Source organism: Ensifer sp. YR511 (assembly GCF_900103045.1).
Taxonomy (GTDB): domain Bacteria; phylum Pseudomonadota; class Alphaproteobacteria; order Rhizobiales; family Rhizobiaceae; genus Ensifer; species Ensifer adhaerens.
Map to the genome: position 1 here is coordinate 55,742 of NZ_FNGR01000006.1, position 15,681 is coordinate 71,422.

The 15,681-nt window shown below is 63.2% G+C and carries 11 protein-coding genes; 4 read left to right on the forward strand and 7 right to left on the reverse strand.

Features of this window, described 5'->3' with window-relative positions; genetic code table 11:
- The first annotated feature begins 330 nt into the window (after window positions 1-330).
- Complete coding sequence (fba, locus tag BLU15_RS13295; RefSeq protein ID WP_034799614.1) at window positions 331-1,374, forward strand: class II fructose-bisphosphate aldolase; 1,044 nt, start codon at window positions 331-333, stop codon at window positions 1,372-1,374.
- A 143-nt stretch (window positions 1,375-1,517) separates the two neighbouring features.
- On the opposite strand, the gene BLU15_RS13300 is transcribed toward fba, so the two are convergent.
- Window positions 1,518-2,330 (reverse strand): MerR family transcriptional regulator, encoded by an 813-nt coding sequence (locus tag BLU15_RS13300; protein ID WP_060601409.1) that lies wholly within the window; start codon window positions 2,328-2,330, stop codon window positions 1,518-1,520.
- 225 nt (window positions 2,331-2,555) lie between these two features.
- Here BLU15_RS13300 and BLU15_RS13305 point away from each other — a divergent pair, with 225 nt between their 5' ends.
- The gene (locus BLU15_RS13305) at window positions 2,556-3,824 is read left to right on the forward strand and encodes a 4-aminobutyrate--2-oxoglutarate transaminase (protein ID WP_034799611.1); all 1,269 of its coding nucleotides are present in this window, start codon (window positions 2,556-2,558) and stop codon (window positions 3,822-3,824) included.
- Between the two features lie 257 nt (window positions 3,825-4,081).
- Complete coding sequence (locus tag BLU15_RS13310) at window positions 4,082-5,557, forward strand: NAD-dependent succinate-semialdehyde dehydrogenase (RefSeq protein ID WP_090295854.1); 1,476 nt, start codon at window positions 4,082-4,084, stop codon at window positions 5,555-5,557.
- Between the two features lie 20 nt (window positions 5,558-5,577).
- Here the strand turns inward: BLU15_RS13310 and fabI are convergent, their stop codons facing one another.
- From fabI to BLU15_RS13330, 4 genes are read right to left on the reverse strand one after another with little or no spacing between them, the layout of a single operon-like run.
- Window positions 5,578-6,363 (reverse strand): enoyl-ACP reductase FabI, encoded by a 786-nt coding sequence (gene fabI / locus BLU15_RS13315; RefSeq protein WP_034799607.1) that lies wholly within the window; start codon window positions 6,361-6,363, stop codon window positions 5,578-5,580.
- 17 nt (window positions 6,364-6,380) lie between these two features.
- Window positions 6,381-7,565, reverse strand: coding sequence for an acetate/propionate family kinase (locus tag BLU15_RS13320; RefSeq protein ID WP_090295857.1), 1,185 nt, complete (start codon window positions 7,563-7,565; stop codon window positions 6,381-6,383).
- Between the two features lie 2 nt (window positions 7,566-7,567).
- Window positions 7,568-8,524, reverse strand: a complete 957-nt coding sequence (locus BLU15_RS13325) for a phosphate acetyltransferase (RefSeq protein ID WP_060518203.1) — start codon at window positions 8,522-8,524, stop codon at window positions 7,568-7,570.
- A gap of 15 nt (window positions 8,525-8,539) precedes the next feature.
- Window positions 8,540-10,756, reverse strand: a complete 2,217-nt coding sequence (locus BLU15_RS13330) for a DUF3141 domain-containing protein (RefSeq protein ID WP_090295859.1) — start codon at window positions 10,754-10,756, stop codon at window positions 8,540-8,542.
- A gap of 358 nt (window positions 10,757-11,114) precedes the next feature.
- Between BLU15_RS13330 and htpG the strand changes: the two genes are divergently transcribed.
- Window positions 11,115-13,004: a molecular chaperone HtpG gene (htpG, locus tag BLU15_RS13335; protein ID WP_060586224.1), complete on the forward strand. Its 1,890-nt coding sequence runs from the start codon at window positions 11,115-11,117 to the stop codon at window positions 13,002-13,004.
- A gap of 92 nt (window positions 13,005-13,096) precedes the next feature.
- On the opposite strand, the gene BLU15_RS13340 is transcribed toward htpG, so the two are convergent.
- Both BLU15_RS13340 and BLU15_RS13345 read right to left on the reverse strand, forming a co-directional pair.
- Entirely contained in the window at window positions 13,097-14,281 is a 1,185-nt protein-coding gene (locus BLU15_RS13340) for a CaiB/BaiF CoA transferase family protein (protein WP_060601419.1), read from the reverse strand.
- Between the two features lie 11 nt (window positions 14,282-14,292).
- Entirely contained in the window at window positions 14,293-15,480 is a 1,188-nt protein-coding gene (locus tag BLU15_RS13345) for an acyl-CoA dehydrogenase (protein ID WP_090295861.1), read from the reverse strand.
- Window positions 15,481-15,681 lie beyond the last annotated feature (201 nt).

Sequence of the window (15,681 nt, forward strand, 5' to 3'; positions counted from 1 at the left end):
GCATCCACTGCCCTCGACTCCCCCTCCTCTCAGGCACCACCAGAAAGTGAAAACACTTCACACTGAAGGTGTTGCATCCAGTCCACAGTAAAATCGATTGAAGCGAGTTTCGACCTCTGGCAACCTGCCTTTTGCCCGGTTGTCAAACCACTTCGATGAACTATTGTGCGCCTGACTTCGGTGGGCGCGACCAATTCGCGCGCGCCGTCACGCCGCACGAAAAAGCCGGCCATCGACTTTGCCATCGATGCATTTCGTGCGGTTCAACGGCCGGATTGTTTTTGTAGTGCGCCGCATAGGTTGCACCGAGTATCCAAAGGGAGATAGCGAATGGCATTGATCACATTGCGGCAACTGCTCGACCATGCGGCGGAGAACGACTACGCGCTGCCGGCGTTCAATGTGAACAATCTGGAATACATTCAGGCCGTCATGCGCGCCGCCGATGCGACCGACAGTCCGGTCATCCTTCAGGCAAGCCGTGGCGCCCGCTCCTACGCCGGTGACGCGTTCCTGCGCCACCTCATCCTTGGCGCGGCGGAAGAATACCCGCATATCCCGGTCTGTTTGCACCTCGACCACGGCGACCAGCCGTCGACCTGCATTTCGGCCATCACCAACGGCTTCACCTCCGTCATGATGGACGGCTCGCTGGAGAAGGACGGCAAGACCGTTGCCAGCTATGAATACAATGTCGCCGTCACCGCAGAAGTCGTGAAGATCGCGCATGCGGCCGGCGTTTCGGTTGAAGGCGAACTCGGCTGCCTCGGCAACCTCGAAACTGGCGCCGGCGACAAGGAAGACGGCCACGGCTTCGAAGGCAAGCTGTCGCGTGAAGAACTGCTGACCGATCCGGAGCAGGCGCTCGACTTCGTCACCAAGACCGGCGTCGACGCACTGGCCGTCGCGATCGGCACCAGCCACGGCGCCTACAAGTTCACCCGCGAGCCCGATGGCGACATCCTGTCGATCGAAACGATCGCCAAGATCAATAAGAAGCTGCCGAACACCCACCTCGTCATGCACGGCTCGTCGTCGGTGCCGAAGGATCTGCAGGATCTCTTCAACACCTATGGCGGCAAGATGAAGCCGACCTGGGGCGTTCCGGTCTCGGAAATCCAGAAGGCGATCCCGCTCGGCGTTCGCAAGGTCAACATCGACACTGACCTGCGCCTCGCCATGACCGGCACGATCCGCAAGAACTTCGCCGAGAACCCGGAAAACTTCGACCCGCGCACCTACCTGAAGCCGGCAACCGCGCTGATGACCGAAGTCTGCAAGGAGCGCTTCGAAGCCTTCCGCACCGCTGGCAAGGCCTCGAAGATCCGCACGCTGCGCCTGCCGGAAATGGCAAAGCGCTACGCGGCCGGCTGATCCGACAATCCCTCCCCGCTCCGGGCCACCGGATCGGGGAGCAGACGGCTTGCCTAGGCTCACAACACCGATCGGCGCGCGGTTCTATTCGCACCGCGCGCCGATTTCGTTTCAATTGGGAATGCCGCGTGATCGGCCGACGATTAGAACGTCGGCGGCGTGTTGACCCAGAGCAGCACGGTTTCGCCGTCATGCCGGTTCGTCCAGGCGTGTCGCCTCTTGCTCTCGAAATAGAGCGAGTCGCCGACACCGAGATCGTAGAACTGGTCGCTGTCGAGAATGAACTCGACGCGGCCGGAAAGCACATAGACGAACTCCTCGCCCTCGTGCCCGTAGGCGCCTTCGCTGGACGCGCCCGGCTCCAGCACGAAGCGGTGGCAATCCATCTGGTTGCGGCCATCGGCAAGCAGTTGCACCGTGACGCCGGGGGTCGTGCGCGGCCATGTCCGCCATTCGCCGGCCCGAACGACGGCGCGCGTATCCGCCTCCTCTTCACCAGCAAGGCTGGAAACGGTGGTTCCGAAGAATTCCGCGATGTTGTGCAGCACAGCGACCGAGACGCCCTGCGACGTGCGCTCCAGCGTCGAGAGCACCGAGGCGGCGATGCCGATCTCGCCGGCGACCTGCTCCAGCGTCTTGCCGGCGGCGTGCCTGAGGCTGCGTAGCTTGCGCCCGATCTGGTTTTCAGGCCCGTCGCTCGTCGCCGATGGGGGCTGGTCGTCCGCAGCCCCTTCGGCGTCCAGCGCTTCACGGATCGCAGCCGGATTGAGACCACGCTCGGCCCGGAACCAGGAGATGCGCTTCAACCGGGCAAGATCGTTCTCGGTATACTGCCGATGCCCCGTCGGCGAGCGCTCGGGCACGACGAGACCTTGCGTCTCCCATAGCCTCAGCGTCGAGGCGGAAACCCCCGCCAGTCGCGCCGCTTCAGCGACCTTGTAGCGCACTGCGCCCATTCCAATTTCCCTTTACCGCCCAGCGGCGCTGCCCGAATCCTTGCAATTCCGGCGTGTCCGCAACCTTAGCCGCCGTGATCGAGATCTGACAAGAACGGCGCATCAGCAACCGTGGTGTCTCGATCACCAAATTTGATTTGCAATCGACAGTGAAAGGTGTACCACTTCCACAATAAACTTGCAGAAAAAATGCAATATATTAACTCCAGACGACAGGAACGCGCCATGACCAGCCTCCCCGACCGCAAGAACGCCGCCATCTCGCGCGGCGTCGGCATGACCACCCAGATCTACGCCGACCGCGCGGAAAATTCGGAAATCTGGGACAAGGAAGGCAATCGCTACATCGACTTCGCCTCCGGCATCGCGGTCGTCAATACCGGCCATCGCCACCCGAAGGTGATCGAGGCGGTCAAGGCGCAGATCGATCGCTTCACCCACACCTGCCACCAGGTCGTTCCCTACGAATCCTACGTGCATCTCGCCGAGCGCCTCAATGCACTGACGCCCGGCGACTTCGCCAAGAAGACCATCTTCGTGACCACCGGCGCCGAAGCCGTCGAAAACGCCGTCAAGATCGCCCGCGCCTCGACAGGCCGTCAGGCGGTTATCGCCTTCAGTGGCGGCTTCCACGGCCGGACCTTCATGGGCATGGCGCTCACCGGCAAGGTCGTTCCCTATAAGGTCGGCTTCGGCGCGATGCCGGGCGACGTCTTCCACGCCCCCTTCCCGATCGAATTGCACGGCGTCACCACCGAACAGTCGCTCGCTGCGCTGAAGAAGCTCTTTGCCGCCGACGTCGATCCGGGTCGCGTCGCCGCGATCATTCTCGAGCCCGTGCAGGGCGAAGGCGGCTTCTATCCGGCGCCTGCCGCCTTCATGAAGGCGCTGCGCGAAATTTGCGACCAGCACGGCATTCTCTTGATCGCCGACGAAGTTCAGACCGGCTTTGCCCGTACCGGCAAGATGTTTGCCATGGACCACCATGATGTCGCGCCCGATCTCATCACCATGGCGAAAAGCCTTGCCGGCGGCTTCCCGCTTGCCGCCGTTACCGGCCGCGCCGAAGTCATGGATGCTCCAGCGCCGGGCGGCCTTGGCGGCACCTATGGCGGCAACCCACTCGGCATCGCCGCAGCGCACGCCGTCCTTGACGTTATCGCTGAGGAGAAGCTCTGCGAGCGCGCCGAGCAGCTTGGCGGCCGGCTGAAGCAGCGGCTTGCCGCAATCCGCGAGCAGGCGCCCGAAATCGCCGACATCCGCGGCCCCGGCTTCATGAACGCCGTCGAGTTCAACGACGTGAAGACCAACCTGCCGAGCGCTGACTTTGCCAACAAGGTGCGCCTGATCGCTCTGGAAAAGGGCCTGATCCTGCTTACCTGCGGTGTACACGGCAACGTCATCCGCTTCCTGGCGCCGATCACCATCCAGGACGAAGTCTTCGCCGAAGCGCTCGACATTCTCGAAGCGTCGATCCTCGCAGCGCGTGCTTGACCCTCGACCGGGCGACCAGCAACGCGGGTTGCCCGGTGCATAATTCCTCAATTCAGGATCGACTTGAGGGCAAAATTATGCAGCAATTCAAAGTGCTATGGCGGCCTTAGCGCATCCTGAGGGATGCGCGGCGCTGTAGGTGCTGCGCGCCAATTCAGACGCGCAATGCTCGGGTGCCGGGATTGATCGGCACCCGCAAGAACAAGCAAAAGCGGGCCTGCCGTCTCGCGGCAGGCCATCGCCGGAGGATGCCCGCCATGACCTTGACCCCCGCCTTGACCAAGCACTTGCGCGACGCCGACCTGTTCGCTTCGCTTCATTTTATCCCCACGGCCGGCAAGAATTGGGCTGGCGCAACCTTCGACGTCTTCAATCCATCGACCGGCGAAAAGCTGGCGACGCTGCCGGATATGGGCATCGACGAAGCCCATGCGGCAATCGAAGCTGCGGCCAAGGCGCAAGTTCTCTGGGCGGCAAAGCCTGCCAAAGACCGCAGTGCCGTGCTTCGCCGCTGGTACGACCTGATCGTCGCGCATGCCGACGACCTTGCAGCCATCCTGACGGCCGAGATGGGGAAACCGATTGGCGAATCGAAGGGTGAAGTGCTGCATGCCGCGGCCTATGTCGAGTGGTATGCGGAAGAGGCGAAACGCATCTATGGCGAAACCTTCCCCGCCCCGGCCAACGACCGCCGCATGCTTGTGATTAAGCAGCCCGTCGGCGTCGTCGGCACGATCACGCCATGGAATTTCCCGGCCTCGATGGTCGCCCGCAAGATCTCGCCGGCGCTAGCCGCCGGCTGCACCATCGTGCTGAAACCCGCCGAACAGACACCGCTCGTTGCCGGCGCGATGTTCTTGCTCGCCGAAAAGGCAGGCTTCCCGACCGGTGTCGTCAACCTGCTCTATGCCGCAGAAGGCGCTGCAATCGGCCGCGAACTTTGCAGCAACCCGAAGGTGCGCAAGATCAGCTTCACCGGATCGACCGAGGTCGGTCGGCTTTTGATGCGGCAATGCTCCGACCAGATCAAGAAGGTCAGTCTGGAGCTTGGCGGCAACGCCCCCTTCATCGTCTTCGACGACGCCGACATCGACGAGGCGGTGGATGGCGCTGTCCAGGCGAAGTTCCGCAATGCCGGCCAGACCTGCGTCTCGGCCAACCGCATCTATGTGCAAGCGGGCGTGCACGACGCCTTTGCCGAAAAGTTCGTCAGGCGCGTCGCCGAGCTGACTGTCGGCGACGGTTTCACGCCTGATATCACCATCGGCCCGATGATCGACAAACACGCGATCGAAAAGATCGAGGCCCATGTCGCCGACGCCGTTTCGAAGGGTGCCAAGGTGCGCGCCGGCGGCCACCGGATCGGCACGTCCGGCACCTTCTTCGAGCCGACGGTGCTAACAGGCATTTCGACAGACATGCGCGTCGCCCAGGAAGAGACCTTCGGTCCGATCGCCCCGATCATCCGCTTCGAGACCGCCGAGCAGGTGATCGCCGAAGCCAACGACACGATCTACGGTCTTGCCGCCTATTTCTACGCCGAAAATCTGAAGCGCGTCTGGCATGTGGCCGAGGCGCTCGAATACGGGATGGTCGGCATCAACACCGGCCGCATGTCCTCCGAAGCCGCGCCCTTCGGCGGCATCAAGCAATCGGGCATCGGCCGCGAAGGCTCCCGCCACGGGCTCGAAGACTATCTCGAGATGAAGTATCTCTGCATGGGCAATATCTGACCCATGCGGAGACCCGGCGGTTAGTCGATGATGTGGTAGCCGCCGTCCACATAAAGCACCTGGCCCGTGATCAGGCGGGCGGCGTCATGCGCAAGGAAGGCGGTGGCCGCGCCGACGTCGTCGATGTCAATCAGCTCGCGGCTCGGCGATTTGACCTTGGTCTTTTCGAGCAGCGCGTCGAATTCCGGAATGCCGGAAGCGGCGCGCGTCGCCAGCGCGCCAGGCGAAATGGCGTGCACGCGGATCCCCTTCGGGCCGAGTTCGGAGGCGAGGTATCGGACGGCACTTTCGAGTGCGGCCTTGGCGACACCCATGATGTTGTAGTTTTCCACCACCACCTGTGAGCCATGATAGGTCATGGTGAAGAGCGTGCCGCCGTTCTTCATCAGCGGCTCGGCGAGATGCGCCATGCGGATGAAGGACCAGCAGGAAATGTCCATAGTCTTCAGGAAGCCCTCGCGCGGGACATCGACGACGCGGCCGCCGAGCGTATCCTTCGGCGAAAAGGCGATCGAATGGACGACAAAGTCGAGTTCACCCCAGGTCTTCTCGATCTCCTCGAACACCGCTTCCATTTGCCCTGGCACGGCCACGTCGAGCGGCAGGAAGATCGGCGCTTCGATTTCACGCGCCAGGGGTTCGACGTGAGGTTTCGCCTTGTCGTTCAGATAGGTGACCGCCACCTCCGCCCCGAAGGCGCGGAAGGCACGGGCGCAGCCCCAGGCGATCGATCGATCATTGGCAATGCCGACGATCAGGCCCTTGCGGCCGTCCAGAAGTTTGGCCTTTGCGACAGGAATGGACATCAATTGTCTCCGATGGATCAGTCTGCGCGGATTTTAAGCAGTGCAAGCGTGTGGCGGGCGATCATCAGTTCCTCGTCGGTCGGGATGACGTAAAGCGCAACGCGGCTCGAAGGCGTCGAAATCAGCGTCGCGCCGGCCTCGTTGGCGGCTGGGTCGAGTTCGGCCCCGAGCCAGGCGATGTTCTCGGCGATGCGGGCGCGGATCTGTGCGGAGTTCTCCCCGACGCCCGCCGTGAAAACCAAGGCGTCTATGCCACGGAGCGCGGCTGCAAGCATCCCGACATTGAGCCCTGAGCGATAGACGAAGTGGTCGATGGCGAGCTTGGCATGGGGGTCTGCGCTTGCAAGCAGGTCGCGCATGTCGTTCGACACGCCGGAGAGCCCCTTGAGGCCGGCCTCGTGGTAGAGCAGGTCGGAAACGGCCTGGGCGCTCATGCCGCGCTGCAGGATCAGATAGAGCACGACGCCTGGATCGAGCTGACCGGGCCGCGTTCCCATCGGCAGGCCGTCGAGCGCGGTGAAGCCCATGGTGCTCTCGATGCTGTGACCATCGCGCAAGGCGCACATAGAGGCGCCGCTGCCGAGATGGGCGACGATGACGCGACCACCTGCGACCGCAGGCGCCACATCCCGCAGACGCTCTGAAATGTACTCATAGGAAAGGCCGTGGAAGCCGTAGCGCCGCACACCATCCTCATAGAAGCTGCGCGGCATGGCGTAGCAGCTCACCTCTTCCGGGTGTCCATGATGGAAGGCGGTATCGAAACAGGCGACCTGCGGTACATCCGGATTGATCGCCATCGCCTGACGGATCGGAGCAAGATTGTTGGGCTGGTGCAGCGGTGCCAGATCCTGGTAGCTCGCGAGGCGATCAAGGACGTTCGCATCGATCAGCACCGGCGCCGCATAATCGGGGCCACCATGTACTACGCGATGGCCGACCGCCCGTAAGGTGAAGCCTTCGAGCGTCATCAACCAGTCGCGTGCCGCCGCGATCGCCGCCGGCAGATCGCCAACGACGTCGGCATCATAGCTCTTGTCGATCAGAATGGTGCCGTCGGCCGCTTTCGCCTGCAGGCGGGGACGCGTGCCGATGCCACCGATCTGGCCCTTGATCTGGCGTTCGAGCCCTTGATCCGTGATCCCGAAAACCTGGAACTTCAAGCTCGATGAGCCGGCGTTGACGACGAGAAGCGCATCCATGGTCATACCGCCGCAACTTGCGAGGTCCGCCGGCGCGCCGCATAGAGCGCGGCGACCGCGCAGGAGGCGAGGCGCGTGCGCACGGAGTCCGCCCGCGACGTCAGCACGATGGGCACGCGCGCTCCAAGCACGATGCCGGCAGCATCGGCATGGGACAGGAACGTCAGGTTCTTGGCGAGCATGTTGCCCGCCTCAAGGTCCGGCACCACCAGAATCTGGGCGCGGCCGGCCACGGGCGACGTGATGCCCTTGATCCTTGCTGCCTCCGGGTCGATCGCGTTGTCGAAGGCAAGCGGACCATCGAGCAGGCCGCCGGTGATCTGGCCGCGTTCGGCCATCTTGCAGAGTGCTGCCGCCTCGATCGTTGACGGGATCTTCGTCGTTACCGTTTCGACCGCAGAAAGAATGGCGACGCGCGGCTCGCCGAGACCGATCGTCACCCAGAGATCGATGGCATTCTGTACGATGTCGCGCTTGGCTTCGAGGTCGGGAAAGATGTTGATGGCGGCGTCTGTGATGAAGAGCGTCTCTGAATGCCCCGGCACGTCCATGATGAAGACGTGGCTGATCCTTCGATCGGTCCTGAGCCCGGTCGCTGACGCCGCGACCTCCTTCATCAGTTCGTCGGTATGCAGGCTGCCTTTCATCAGCAGCTCGCCGCTACCCTCGCGGATCATCGCCACCGCTTTCGCCGCGGCCGCATGGCTATGCGGCGCGTCGACGATCTCGCACCGACCGAGGTCGAGGCCGTGTTCGGCGGCCACGCTGCGGATCTTTGCCTCTGGCCCGACGAGAACGGGCGCGATCAGCCCCATTTGCGCGGCCTCCAACGCACCGCGCAGAGAGGTCTCGTCGCAGGGATGCGCGACAATGGTGACCGCCGGCGTTTCGTCTCGCGCGGTGGCAATCAGGAGATCGTATTTGGACTGCTCAATCGGCAGTTCGGTTACCTCGGACACGTCGATACTCCCCCATCAGGTAGCGGTGCGATTGCGAATGATCTTGCCCGCCGCGATCGGAACCGGCGGCTCGCTGTCCAGGCGGAAGAGCGCGGCAACCTGCTGCAACCGCTCGGCAGCCACGCCCGTCACGGCTCCGGATGCCTCCAGTACCTCACGAAGGGCCGTAAAGGCACTGCGACGCTCCTCGACCGCCTCCGGTAGCAGCTTCGGAAGAGCGGCGAGCGCCGCAGCCTCGTCGATCAGCAGCATGAAATACTGCTCCCGCATAACGGTCTTGAAGTCGGCCAGGCTCAGTTGCTTTGCTTCCGGATGGGAAAGCCGGAGCCGGCGCACAGCCTCGAAGCCGCGTTCGTCCGCGCCTCCGCGCGCCATGCCGACGAAGGTCAGGGCTCTGGCAAGACCTTCACAGGTTCCGCCCACGGCCATTCTGGCCTTGAGTTCGGCGATCCGCGCCTTGACGAGCTCGCGGTGCAAGAGGCTCTTCTCCGCTTTGCGCGGCGGCTGGTCCGAGTTGGTGTCGATGCCGAGCGCCGCTTGCAGGGTCGGAGCGCCGTAGATGGCGTGGAAGCTTTGCTCCGAAAGATATTCAGCCGTCCGTCGCCAGGTCTCTAACCCGTCCACGATCTGCTGCGACAGCGCCTCCTGCCAGGCGATGAACGGGTTGCCGGCGGCAGCAGGTTCGCGGTTTTCACGGACATAGTCCGCGAGCGCCGACGTCCAGGCCATGAAGGGGTTGTCGGGCCCGAAAAGCGCGTATTGCAGACGCAGCGGGTGCATGTTGCGCATCGCCTCCGCCACGGGCGGCGTTGCCGCTGCCTTGACCATCGGCTGCAGATAGGTGCGATAGAGCGCCAGATTGATCTCCGAAAGCTTCGCCGCGGTGGCGAAACGCCTGTCATCCTCGATGTCGTTGCCGCCAAGAGCGCGGATGTCCTCGAGGGTGCGCGGCTCGCAGCGCATCAGCCATTCTCCGGAGACGAGCGCCCTGCCCTCGGCCGCCTCGTTCGCCGGCGTCAGCACCGCCTCGTAAAGCCCAGGCGGCAGCACGTCGATCAACTCGATGTTGGAGGCGAATTCGTCATGTTCCTTCCGCGCGACGCCGGCGGAGACGAAAATGCCGAGATGTCCCACCGTCTCGTGGACGGTGTAGACGATCGTCTGGCCGTAGGCCCGGATTTCGTCGACGCTGTCATAGAGGTCGAGGATCCAGTCGAGCGCCTGCTGCGGCGGGGTGATGTTATCGCCCTTGGAGCAGAAGACCACGATCGGCGAGCGGATGTTGCGAAGGTCGATCGCCGTGCCGTCCGATGTTCGGATTTCGCCCGCGGCAAGCTTGTTGCCCACGAAGAGTTCGTCGACGATGAACTGCATCTCCTCGGCATTGAGCGTGACGTGGCCACCCCACCAGCGTTCGAACCCGAGGTAGCGCGCGGCTTCCGTGTCGATCTTCGAATAGAGATTGTATTGCTTGGTCCAGAGGGTGTTGGCCGGATTCTGGTTCTCGAAATTCTGTACCAGCCAGGCACCGTCGAATATGCCGCCGCCGAGGTCGCCGGTCAGCGCCGTCAGCCAGCTGCCACCGAGAAGCCCGCCGGAATAGCGCATCGGGTTCTGCCCGTGCACGCCTGCCCAATAGGACAGCGGCGCGCCGGCAATGATGATCGGGCCGAAGAGTTCGGGACGCAGCGCGGCGACGATCGTGACCGCCCAACCCGCCTGGCAGTTTCCGATCACACAGGGCTTTCCGTCCGCTTGCGGATGGCGGGCGATGACGGTTTCGAGAAAGCCGGCTTCGGCCAGTGCGATGTCCTCGATCGTTTGTCCAGGAACCGGATCCGGCAAGAAGCCGATGAAGTAGCAGGGATGGCCCGCTTTCAGCGCGACACCGATTTCACTGTCGGCCTTGAAGCCGCCAATGCCGGGGCCGTGGCCGGCCCGGGGGTCGACGACGACGAAGGGACGCTTGGTCGGATCGACCGTGACGCCCTCGGGCGGAACGATGCTGACCAGCGCATAGTTCACCGGCCGGGCGAGCGTGCGCCCATCGGTAACAAGCTGGGCCTCGAACTCCAGCACGTTCGGCGCGGTCTGCGTGCGATGTTCCTCGTATTGCGCGCCGCGCTGACGCATGACATCGAGAAAAAGGATCGAACGTTGCCAGGCATCGAGCGAAAAGGAATAGGCATCTGCGAAAGTCGGGATTTTCGGGCTCGTGGAATGCTTGGGCATGATGTCCACTCCTCGGTGCGATTGAAGGTCAGCCCCGTCGCCAAGGCCAATAGAGCAACGCAATTTGTCGCGCATTGACCTTAGTCAAATCGACTGGCGGCAGAGCGCGATATGAACTCGGCATGATGACCCAGGACCATCTGTCCGGGTCGCAGGAACATAACAGCGGAGTGTTACGGCGACTTGTCGCCCTTGCGAATTCCTCGCCTTCGACCCCGTTGAAGAAGCATCGTTTCGCTGGTGTTGAGTGATCTTTCGCAGTGCAGCATTGTCCAGAAATGGGGAGTGCGCAAGTCGGGCCTTGAAATTCAGGACACAGCTTGCCAATTGGGGCGAAACCCAAAGGAGTTGCCAGGCAATGAGCGAAACCGAAATGTCCGTAGAGAAACATGTCTTCGAAGCCGATGTGGCGCGACTGCTCCATTTGATGGTGCATTCGGTCTATTCCGACAAGAACGTCTTCCTCCGCGAACTGATTTCGAACGCGGCGGATGCCTGCGAGAAGCTGCGTTATGAGGCGATCGTCTCGCCGGAGCTTCTGGCGGGCGACCCGACCCCGCGCATCACCCTGACGCTGGACGAGGAAAACAACCGGCTCATCGTCGAGGACAACGGCATCGGCATGGGTCGCGACGAGCTTGTCGAAGCGCTCGGCACCATCGCCCGCTCGGGCACACGCGCCTTCATGGAGCGCATTGAAGCCGCCCAGGGCAAGGAGGGCGCGCAGCTCATCGGCCAGTTCGGCGTCGGCTTCTATTCCGCCTTCATGGTCGCCGACAAGGTCGATGTGGTCTCGCGCCGCGCCGGCTCGGAGCATGCCTTCCTGTGGTCGTCCGACGGCAAGGGCAGCTACACCGTTTCCGCAGCCGAACTTGCGGACGCCCCGGCGCGCGGCACACGCATCACGCTGCACCTGATGGAAGACGCCAAGACCTACACGTCGCGCTGGACCGTCGAGCGCATCGTCAAGGACCAGTCCGGCCACGTGCCGGTGCCTATCTCGATTCTCGAAAAGCCCGATGCCGAGCCTGTCCAGGTCGGGGACGGCACCGCGCTCTGGACCAAGCAGAAGAGCGAGATCAGCAAGGAAGACTATGCCGATTTCTACCGCGGCGTCGCCGGCCAGTATGACGACCCAGCGCTGACGGTGCATTTCCGCGCCGAAGGCCGCCATGAATATACGGCCCTTGCCTTCGTGCCCGGCTCCAAGCCATTCGATCTGTTCGACCCGGACCGCAAGGGCCGGATGAAGCTCTACGTCAAGCGCGTCTTCATCACCGACGAAGCGGAATTGCTGCCGCGTTACCTGCGTTTCGTGCGCGGCCTCGTCGACACGTCGGACCTACCGCTCAACGTTTCGCGCGAGATGATCCAGGAAAGCCCGCTGCTCGCCAGCATCCGCAAGGGCGTCACCAATCGCGTGCTGACGGCGATCGAGAAGCTTGCGGAAAACGAGACAGAGACCTTCGACAAGCTCTGGGAAAACTTCGGCAGCGTGCTGAAGGAAGGCATCTATGAGGATTACGAGCGCCGCGAGCAGCTGGTGGCGCTGTCGCGCTTCCGCACCACTACTTCGGATGCGAGCCAGCGCAGCCTTACCGATTACGTCAAGGACATGAAGGACGGCCAGTCGGCGATCTATTACTTGACCGGTGACAACCTCGCCCAGCTCAAGGCCTCACCACAGCTCGAAGGTTTTCGCGCCCGCGGGATCGAGGTGTTGCTGTTGACCGATCCGGTCGACAGCTTCTGGGTGACATCCGCGCCCGATTTCGACGGAAAACCGTGGAAGTCGATCACGCAGGGTGCGGCCGATCTCAGCGCCATCGCCAAGGCCGAGGGGGCCAAGGAAGAAGCGCCGCAGGCCAGCCAGCTGGTCATCGACTTCGTCGCGTTCGCCAAGGAGACGCTCGGTGCGTCCGTCTCGGACGTGCGCACCTCCGACCGCCTGACGGAAAGCGCCGTTTGCCTGGTGGCACCCGAACACGGCCCCGACCGCCAGCTCGAAAAGATGCTGCAAGGTGCTGGCCGTCTCGACGACGCCCCCAAGCCGATCCTTGAGATCAACCCGAGCCACGCTCTGATCACCGCCATGGCCGCGAGCCCCGCCGGCGATACGGCGTTCCGCACGGACGCCGTCCAGCTCCTGCTCGACCAGGCGCGCGTGCTCGATGGCGACAAGCCGCAGGACCCACGCGGCTTCGCCGAACGGCTGTCGCGCGTCTTTGATCGCGCCCTCAAGGCTTAACAAGGAAGCCCTGGAAATCTCGCCGATTTCCAGGGCTTTCGCTATTTTCTTCAGGTCACGCCTCAACGAGACACTCAGCGTCTCACGTTGCGTTAATCGCTCTTCGACGCGTCCATCCCGATTTCGGCCAACACCTCGGCCGTATGCTCTCCAAGCCGCGGCACGCCACGCTCGAGCGCAAGCTCGGCGGCCGAAAACCGGATCGGCGTCCGGACCCCGGGCGACGTACCGGCAGCGGCCCCCGAATGCGGCGTATCCACACGCATTTGCCGATGCTCGATCTGCGGATCGGCAAAGACGTCGGCAACGGTGTTGATCGGTCCGCCGGGCACGCCTGCATCTTCCAGCAACTTCAACAGCGTATCGCGCTCGATCTTCGCGGTTTCGGCGGCGAGTTCCGGCGTCAACGTGTCCCGGTTCTGCACGCGAAGCGCGTTGGTCAGATAATGCTCGTCGGTCGCAAGATCCGAACGCCCGAGCAGGGTGCAGAACTTCACGAACTGCCGGTCGTTACCAACAGCGACGATCAGGTGACCGTCCGAGGTCGGGAAGACCTGATAGGGCGCGATGTTCGGGTGCGCATTGCCGAGCCGGCGCGGCGCCTTGCCCGAGACGAGGAAATTGAGCGCCTGGTTGGCAAGCACGCCCGTCATGCAGTCAAGCAGCGCCATGTCGATCTGCTGCCCCTCGCCGGTACGCTCGCGCTGGGCAAGGGCTGCCTGCACGGCAATCACGCCGTAAAGACCGGTGAAGATATCGGCGAAGGCGACGCCGATTTTCTGTGGCTCGCGATCGGGCTCACCGGTCAGGTCCATGATGCCGCTCATGCCCTGGACGATGTAGTCGTAGCCGGCGCGGTGCGCATAGGGACCATCCTGGCCAAAGCCAGTGACCGAGCAGTAGATCAGCCGCGGATTGATCTTCTTCAGACTCTCGTAGTCGAGCCCGTATTTCGTAAGCCCGCCAACCTTGAAGTTCTCAAGCAGCACGTCCGACTGGGCGGCAAGGCGGCGCACGGCCTCCTGCCCCTCCTCGGTCGTGAAGTCGAGCACCACCGAGCGCTTGCCGCGGTTGCAGGCGTGGAAATAGGCGGCATCGAGCTTCTCGCCTTCCTCGCCCGCAACGAAGGGCGGGCCCCAGGTGCGGGTGTCGTCGCCGGCCGGGCTTTCCACCTTGATGACGTCGGCACCGAGATCGGCCAGCGTCTGGCCGATCCATGGGCCCGCCAGAATGCGGGCCAATTCCAGGACACGAATGCCCTTCAGCGGCGTTTCCATGACGGCACCGCTCAGAAGAAGGCCTGAAGGCCGGTCTGGGCGCGACCGAGGATCAGCGCATGGACGTCATGCGTGCCCTCGTAGGTGTTGACGGTCTCGAGGTTCACCATGTGGCGCATGACCTGGTATTCCTCCGAGATGCCGTTGCCGCCGTGCATGTCGCGGGCCATGCGGGCGATGTCGAGCGCCTTGCCGCAATTGTTGCGCTTGACGATCGAGATCATTTCCGGGGCCATGCGGCCTTCGTCCATCAGGCGGCCGACGCGCAGCGACCCCTGCAGGCCGAGCGTGATCTCCGTCTGCATATCGGCAAGCTTCTTCTGGAAGAGCTGCGTCTGCGCCAGCGGCCGGTTGAACTGCTTGCGATCGAGACCGTACTGACGCGCCGAATGCCAGCAGAACTCGGCAGCGCCGAGCGCACCCCAGGAGATACCGTAGCGGGCACGGTTGAGGCAGCCGAACGGGCCCTTGAGACCCTCGACGTTCGGCAGCAGCGCTTCTTCGCCGACCTCGACATTGTCCATGACGATTTCGCCGGTGATCGACGCCCGCAGCGACAGCTTGCCGGCGATCTTCGGGGCGGACAGACCCTTCATGCCCTTTTCGAGCACGAAACCGCGGATGGCGCCTCCATGCGCTTCCGACTTTGCCCAGACAACGAAGACATCGGCGATCGGTGCGTTAGAGATCCACATCTTCGAGCCGACGAGGCGGTAGCCGCTCTCGGTCTTGATGGCGCGCGTCTTCATGCCGGCCGGGTCAGAACCGGCGTCCGGCTCGGTCAGGCCGAAGCAGCCGATCCACTCGCCGCTGATGAGCTTCGGCAGGTACTTCTGCTTCTGCTCCTCAGAACCATAGGCATAGATCGGATAGATCACCAGCGACGACTGCACGCTCATCATCGAGCGGTAGCCCGAATCGACGCGCTCGACTTCGCGGGCAACGAGGCCGTAGGCAACGTAGGAAGCGCCGACGCCGCCATAGGTTTCGGAAACGGTGACGCCGAGCAGACCGAGCTCGCCCATCTCGCGGAAGATCTCCGGATCGGTCGATTCTTCGCGGTAGGCGTCGATGACGCGCGGCTGCAGCCGGTCCTGCGCATAGGCCCGCGCGGTGTCGCGGATCATACGCTCGTCCTCGGTCAACTGATCGTCGAGGAGGAACGGATCATCCCATTGAAATTGCGTCTTGCCGGCCATGTTTCTCTCCCATCGGATTATTCGGCTCACGTTATCGCAAGGGGTGCATGCCGTTTCAAACGAAATTGAGGCACCGCCTCATGCGTCCGGGGAATGGCCCCTCCCTCGCCATCGAGCAGCCCATGTTGCAAATTCGCTGGAATATGACGACAAGAACGGACGTCCTTCGCTCCGCTTCCCTCCTTGCAGAACAAAGGGCCA